We start from the raw sequence: 6,496 nt of genomic DNA, 5'->3' as shown, positions 1-6,496 counted from the left end.
GGCGGAAGATGTTTCTGGCGGGCGAACCCGCAACGGCTTTGGCATGGGAGTCTCCGAACAAAGCCGCCCTAGAATGAGAGATAACGTGCTGCGTCACTGTCTCGTGGAGTGTAGGCGCGTAGGGCTGTGCGCCTCGACATCTTCGGCAAAGCGTCCCTCCTGAACCGAGAGTGGCTGCGATACGACGGTCCTCATCCCCCTACACCAACTTGAGCTCCACGTCCAGCTGTCAGATGGGGGGTGCTGAGCGTTCGGTTTCCGTTAATATCGACCCAGCCTCGCCGGGGTGGATGAGGCCTTAACCATGCAAGGGGATACACACATGTCAATGAAATCCAGCGCACGACCCGCGCTGCGTCGAGAGCTGCTGGCGACCGCAGTCGCCACAGCACTGCTCGCTGCCGCGGGCAGCGTCTCGGCCCAGAACAGTGACGAAGATGAAGCCGTACTGGACCAGATCACCGTTACCGGTTCGCGTATCGCACGCACTGGCTTCATCACGCCCTCTCCGGTCACTTCGCTCAGCGCAGAAGAAATCCGTGCGACGGGTGCGGTGACGATCGGCGATCTGATGACCAAGCTGCCGCAGCTGACCCCGACGTACACCTTGGGCAACTCCACGCGCTTTATCGGTACGGCCGGCCTCGGCCTGCTCGATCTGCGCGGTCTGGGCACCTCCCGCACGCTGGTGCTGGTCAACGGTCGCCGTCACGTCGGTGCATCGCCGGGCTCCACCGCCGTAGACACCAATACCATCCCGGTCGAGCTCATCGAGCGTGTGGAAGTCATCACCGGTGGTGCATCGGCTGTGTACGGCGCTGACGCGATCGCGGGCGTCGTCAACTTCATTCTGAAGAAGTCTTTCGAGGGCTTCGAAGTACGTGGACAAACCGGCGAGGCCAGTGAAGGCAACTTCTCGCGCTCGTTCGCCAGCTTCACCGCCGGCAACTCCTTTGCCGAGGGGCGCGGCAACGCGGTCGTATCGATGGAATACAGCACGCAGGATCGCTTCGGTCGCGGCAGCCGCGAGATCGGCCGCGAGTTCTGGGTGAATGCGCCGAACCCCAGCTTTGACCCGTCGCGTCCGCCGAGCGAGAGCAATCCGCAGACGATCCCGGTCCGCCCCGGCGGCAACCATGCGCTGTCCACCGCCGGCACCTTCACCATCGGCGCGTTCAACCCGGCAAACCCGACCAACCGCTACACGTTCAACCCCGATGGCAGCTTCCGACGTCAGCGCTATGACGGTCAGGTAATCAGTGCGACCACTTGCGTGAACTGCGATTTCGTTGATCTCAATTCGGTGGCTGACCTCCAGCCGGCGTTTGATCGGATCAGCTTCAACGCGCTGTTCAACTTCGATCTCAACGAAGATCACCGCCTGTTCTTCGAAGGCAAGTACAGCCGCACCGAGTCGGAGTTCTTCGGTCAGCCGACGTTCGACCAGCCGATCCGGATTCTGCGTGACAACGCCTACATCAGCCCCGCGCTGGGTGGGTTGATGGACACGAGCAACCTGACCCAACTGCAGATCAATCGGTTCAATGTCGATGCGGGCCGTCGTGGTGAGGACGTGAACCGCCAGATGATCCGCATCGTCGCCGGTGCCGAGGGCTATTTCGGCGACAACTGGCGCTACGACACCTCGGTGACCTACGGCCAGTCGAGCATTGATCGCCTGAATGTGAACAACCGCATCAACGAGCGTTGGCATGCCGGTTTGGACGCAGTGCGTGATGCCAGCGGAAGAATTGTCTGCCGCGTCAGCGTCAATCCTGCAGCGGTCAACCCGAACACCGGTCGACCCTATTCGACCTTCGCGTCTACCGGCTGCATTCCGTTCAGCGTGCTGGGTGATGGTGCGATCAATCCCGCCGCAGCCGCGTGGTTCAACACCAACTCGCTCAACACATCGAAGCTGGAGCAGACCGTGCTGTCGGCCGCGGTTTCCAACAGCGCGCTGTTCGAACTGCCGGCCGGCAGCGTCGGTGTCGCCGGCGGTGTCGAGTACCGCAAAGAGCAGAGCCAGGAGAACACCGATCCGCTGGCGGCCCTGGGCCTGACCTTCCTGAACGCGATTCCGAGCCGCGGTGGCGAGTACGACGTACAGGAAGTGTTTGCTGAAACCACGGTCCCGCTGCTGGCGGACCTGCCGGGCGTCGAGCGTCTGGCGCTGGATCTTGCCGGCCGCTATTCGGACTACAACACGGCCGGTTCGACCAGCACATGGAACGTGGGCATCGACTGGACGATCATCAGCTCGCTTCGTTTTCGCGCGACCATGGCCCAAGCTGTCCGCGTACCGAGCATCGGCGAGCTGTTCAATCCTCAGTCGCAGAACTTCGCGACCATCAACGATCCCTGCAACTACCAGGTCACCAACTCGAACCGTCCTGCCACCGCGGCAAACCAGGCGCTGCGCCAGGCCAACTGTTCGGCGCTGGGCGTTCCGGTGGGCTGGGTCGACACCTTTTCGGCCAACCGTCCTGGCGTCAGCGGCGGCAACCCGGGCCTGAAGCCGGAAGAAGCCGACACCGTCTCGCTGGGCTTCGTGTGGCAGCCCGAGTTCATCGAAGGCTTCGGCATGTCGGTGGACTACTGGCGCGTGACTCTGGATGATGCGATCGGCGCCGTGACCGCGCAGATCAACGCAACCCGCTGCGTCGACTCGCCCGGCGGCATCGCCAATAACCCGTTCTGCGCAGCCATCACGCGTGCTCCGGTCGGTGGATTCACCGACGCTCAGGGCCGCCAGTTCCCCGAGTACAGCATCACCAACTGGATCGCGATCAACGAGAACCTGGCGAAATCGCGTCGCGTCGGCATCGATCTGGAAATGGACTACACCTTCGAGGTGTTCGGCGGCGACAGTACCTTGCGCTTCGTCGGCACTCGTCTGCTGCAGTCGCGCGAGTGGGAGTTCCAGGATTTCCCGAACGAGTTTGTCGAGTACGTGACGAACGTGAGCGATCCGCGCTGGCGCGCCAACATCCAGGCCAAGTACGGCATCGGCAACTGGAGCGCGTCGTGGGATATCAACTACGTCGACGGAAATCTGCGCGTCCGTCCTGACAGATACCAGGCTAACCCGGGCCAGGTCAGCCCGATCCGCAACGGAAGCTGGGTCTACAACAACTTCCAGTTCGGCTACACCTTCGGCGAAAGCGGTCTGACCGCCTACGTCGGCGCAGACAACGTGTTCGACAAGGATCCGCCGCTGAACTATTTCGGCACTGATCTGAGCACGGGCTACTACGACAACGTCGGCCGCAACATTTACGCTGGCGCAACCTACAAGTTCTGATCCGAGGGATCGGCTGTCGGGCTTGTCTGGCAGTCGATCGGTTTGGAGCTGCATCAGCACGAAGCCCCGGGCGCGAGCCCGGGGCTTCGTGTTTTCGAGGACTGGCGTCGGCTTCAGTCGTAGCGCTGCATCACCAGACACGCATTCGTACCACCAAACCCGAAGCTGTTCGAAAGTACGGTGCGCAGCGCCGCCTCGCGCGAGCTGCGCACCAGCGGTAGTTCGCCGACCTCCGCATCCGCACGGTCAGCGTTGACCGAACCCGCGATGAAGCCCTCGCGCAGCATCAACAGGCAGTAGATCGCCTCCTGCACACCGGCCGCGCCGAGTGAATGGCCGGACAGCGATTTGGTCGACGAGAATGCCGGCACGGCATCGCCGAACACCGTGCGCAGCGCCTTCAGCTCGACGACATCTCCCAGCGGCGTCGAGGTGCCGTGGGTGTTGATGTAGTCGATCGGGCCGTCCAGCCCGGCGATGGCCTGGCGCATGCAGTCGATCGCGCCTTCGCCCGAGGGCGCCACCATGTCGGCGCCGTCCGAGGTCGCGCCGTAGCCGACGATCTCGGCCAGGATGTTGGCGCCGCGGGCCTGTGCGTGTTCAAGCGCCTCCAGTACCAGCGCGCCGCCGCCGCCGGCGATGACGAAGCCGTCGCGGTCGGCGTCATAGGCACGCGAAGCGGTGGTCGGCGCATCATTGCGTTTGGTCGACAGCGCGCCCATGCCGTCGAACAGCATGGTCATGCCCCAGCTCAGCTCCTCGCCGCCGCCGGCGAACATCACGTCCTGCAGGCCCCAGGCGATCTGCTGGGCGGCTGCGCCGATGCAGTGCGTGGAAGTGGCACAGGCCGAGGAAATCGAATAGTTGATGCCGCGGATCTTGAAGCGGGTCGACAAACAGGCCGAAACCGTTGAACTCATTGTGCGGGTGACCTGATACGGCCCGACCCGGCGCACGCCCTTGCTGCGCAGGGTGTCGGCGGCTTCGATCTGGTTGGCCGGCGAGCCGCCGCCGGAGCCCATGATCAGGCCCGTGCGCGGATGGCTGACCTGCGCTGGGCTCAATCCGGCGGCCGCGATTGCATCTTCCAGCGCAACCGCGGCGTAGGCCGCCGCATCGCCCATGAAGCGGCGGTCGCGGCGGTCGATGCGGGCTTCCAGATCGATGTCGACCACGCCCGCGACCTGACTGCGCAGGCCGGCGTCGGCGAACGCCTGGTGAAAGCGGATGCCGCTGCGGCCGGTGCGCAGGGCGCTGCTGACAGTGTCCAGGTCGGTGCCCAGACAGCTGGTGATACCGGCTCCGGTGATGACGACGCGGCGCATGGCTTCAGAACCCCGTGGTATCGGTGAACAGGCCGACCCGCAGATCGGAGGCGGTATAGATTTCGCGGCCGTCGACCGACATGCGTGCATCACCGGTGGCCATGATCAGCTTGCGGCGAATAACCCGCTTCAGCTCGATCTCGTAGCGCACCAGTTTGGCGCTCGGCAGCACCTGACCGGAGAAGCGGACCTCGCCGACGCCCAGTGCCCGGCCGCGGCCCGGCAGTTTCTGCCAGGTCAGAAAGAACCCGACCAACTGCCACATCGCATCCAGCCCAAGGCAGCCCGGCATTACCGGATCGCCTTCGAAATGGCAGCCGAAGAACCACAGATCAGGGCGGATATCGAGCTCGGCGATGATCTGGCCCTGCCCGTGAGCGCCGCCCTCGTCGCTGATGTGGGTGATGCGGTCGAACATCAGCATCGGCGGCAGGGGCAAACGGGCTTGGCTGCCCTCGAACAGGCGGCCTTCGCCGGAGGCGATCAGCTGATTTCGGTCAAAGGATTCGAACATTTGTTCCAGTCTTCCAGACAGCGCCGCAGGCTTACGGCCGTGCGTCATTATCGCGGAAACTGGAACAAGTGTTCACTGACTTCAGTCAGGGTTGGTCAGAGCCCGTGGCGAAAGCTCAGTGACGCGCGCCAAAGCCGCATCGCCCGGTCTTTCGAACAGGCATCTGGATGCGGCGCGCGAGGCCTGAGACGGCCTCAGCTGAAGTTGAGGCCGCCCTCCGCCTGTGGCCGATCGGCCACAGGGCTCTGGAACGCATCGGCGTAGGGATCGTGCTCTTCCGAGCCGCCGTCGGACAGGCGGATCTTTAGCGACAGGCCATCGCGCGAGTCGGCTTTGCGCAGGGCCTCTTCGAGTTCGATCTTGCCTTCCTTGTACAGCCGGTACAGCGACTGGTCGAAGGTCTGCATGCCTTCCTCCAGCGAACGCTCCATGGCGTCCTTTATCTCGTGCACCTGGCCGCGTCGGACCATGTCGCGGATCAGCGGTGTGTTGATCAGGATCTCGACCGCCGGCAGGCGCTTGCCATCGACGCCGGTGACCAGGCGCTGGCTGATGACCGCCTTGAGGTTCAGCGCAAGGTTCATCAGCACGTTCTTGTGCGCGGATTCCGGGAAAAAGTTGAGGATTCTCTCCAGCGTCTGGTCGGCGTTGTTGGAGTGCAGGGTGGCCAAGCACAAATGGCCGGTTTCAGCGAACGCGATCGCCGATTCCATCGTGGTGGCATCGAGGATTTCGCCGATCAGGATCACGTCCGGGGCTTCGCGCATCGCGTTCTTGAGCGCGTTGGCGAAGGCGTGGGTGTCGAGACCCACCTCGCGCTGATTGACGATCGACTTCTTGTGCCGGTGCAGGAACTCGATCGGATCCTCGATGGTGAGGATGTGGCCGGAGCTGCTGCTGTTGCGGTGGTCGATCATCGCTGCGAGGCTGGTCGACTTGCCGGAGCCGGTCGAGCCGACCACCAGGATAAGGCCGCGCGCCTCCATCACCAGATCTTTCAGCACCTGCGGCAGCTTGAGCTGGTCGACGGTCGGGATCTCGCTCTTGATCGCGCGGATCACCATGCCGACTTCGCCGCGCTGCTTGAACACATTGATGCGGAAGCGGCCGGCGTCTTTCACCGCGATCGCCATGTTGAGCTCAAGATCGCGCTCGAAGGCGGGCACCTGGCCCTCGTCCATCAGTGAATAGGCGATCTTCTTGACCATGCCGGCCGGCAGGCCGGTATTGCCTAATGGATACAGCTTGCCCTCGACCTTGATGTTGACGGGAGCGCCCGTGGTCAGAAACATGTCTGACGCGTTCTTCTCCGTCATCAGCTTGAGAAAGTAGCCGATATCCATGAAGCTGATC

At 63.4% G+C, this 6,496-nt stretch carries 4 protein-coding genes; 1 reads left to right on the top strand and 3 read right to left on the bottom strand.

Annotated elements, in window-relative coordinates:
• Positions 1-328: 328 nt before the first annotated feature.
• Positions 329-3,304: a TonB-dependent receptor domain-containing protein gene (locus tag ACIQ7H_RS07115; RefSeq protein ID WP_395789838.1), complete on the top strand. Its 2,976-nt coding sequence runs from the start codon at positions 329-331 to the stop codon at positions 3,302-3,304.
• Positions 3,305-3,417: 113 nt separating this feature from the next.
• Here the strand turns inward: ACIQ7H_RS07115 and fabB are convergent, their stop codons facing one another.
• The 3 genes from fabB to ACIQ7H_RS07100 all read right to left on the bottom strand — a co-directional run bounded on the left by fabB (position 3,418) and on the right by ACIQ7H_RS07100 (position 6,486).
• On the bottom strand, positions 3,418-4,629 hold the full coding sequence (gene fabB / locus ACIQ7H_RS07110; RefSeq protein WP_395789834.1) for a beta-ketoacyl-ACP synthase I: 1,212 nt from the start codon (positions 4,627-4,629) through the stop codon (positions 3,418-3,420).
• Between the two features lie 4 nt (positions 4,630-4,633).
• Entirely contained in the window at positions 4,634-5,143 is a 510-nt protein-coding gene (gene fabA / locus ACIQ7H_RS07105; protein ID WP_395789832.1) for a 3-hydroxyacyl-[acyl-carrier-protein] dehydratase FabA, read from the bottom strand.
• Positions 5,144-5,337: 194 nt separating this feature from the next.
• Positions 5,338-6,486, bottom strand: a complete 1,149-nt coding sequence (locus ACIQ7H_RS07100) for a PilT/PilU family type 4a pilus ATPase (RefSeq protein WP_395789830.1) — start codon at positions 6,484-6,486, stop codon at positions 5,338-5,340.
• Positions 6,487-6,496: the final 10 nt, after the last annotated feature.

Source organism: Aquimonas sp. (assembly GCF_044377145.1).
Taxonomy (GTDB): domain Bacteria; phylum Pseudomonadota; class Gammaproteobacteria; order Xanthomonadales; family Xanthomonadaceae; genus Aquimonas.
This window is presented reverse-complemented; position numbering and strand designations above follow the sequence as displayed.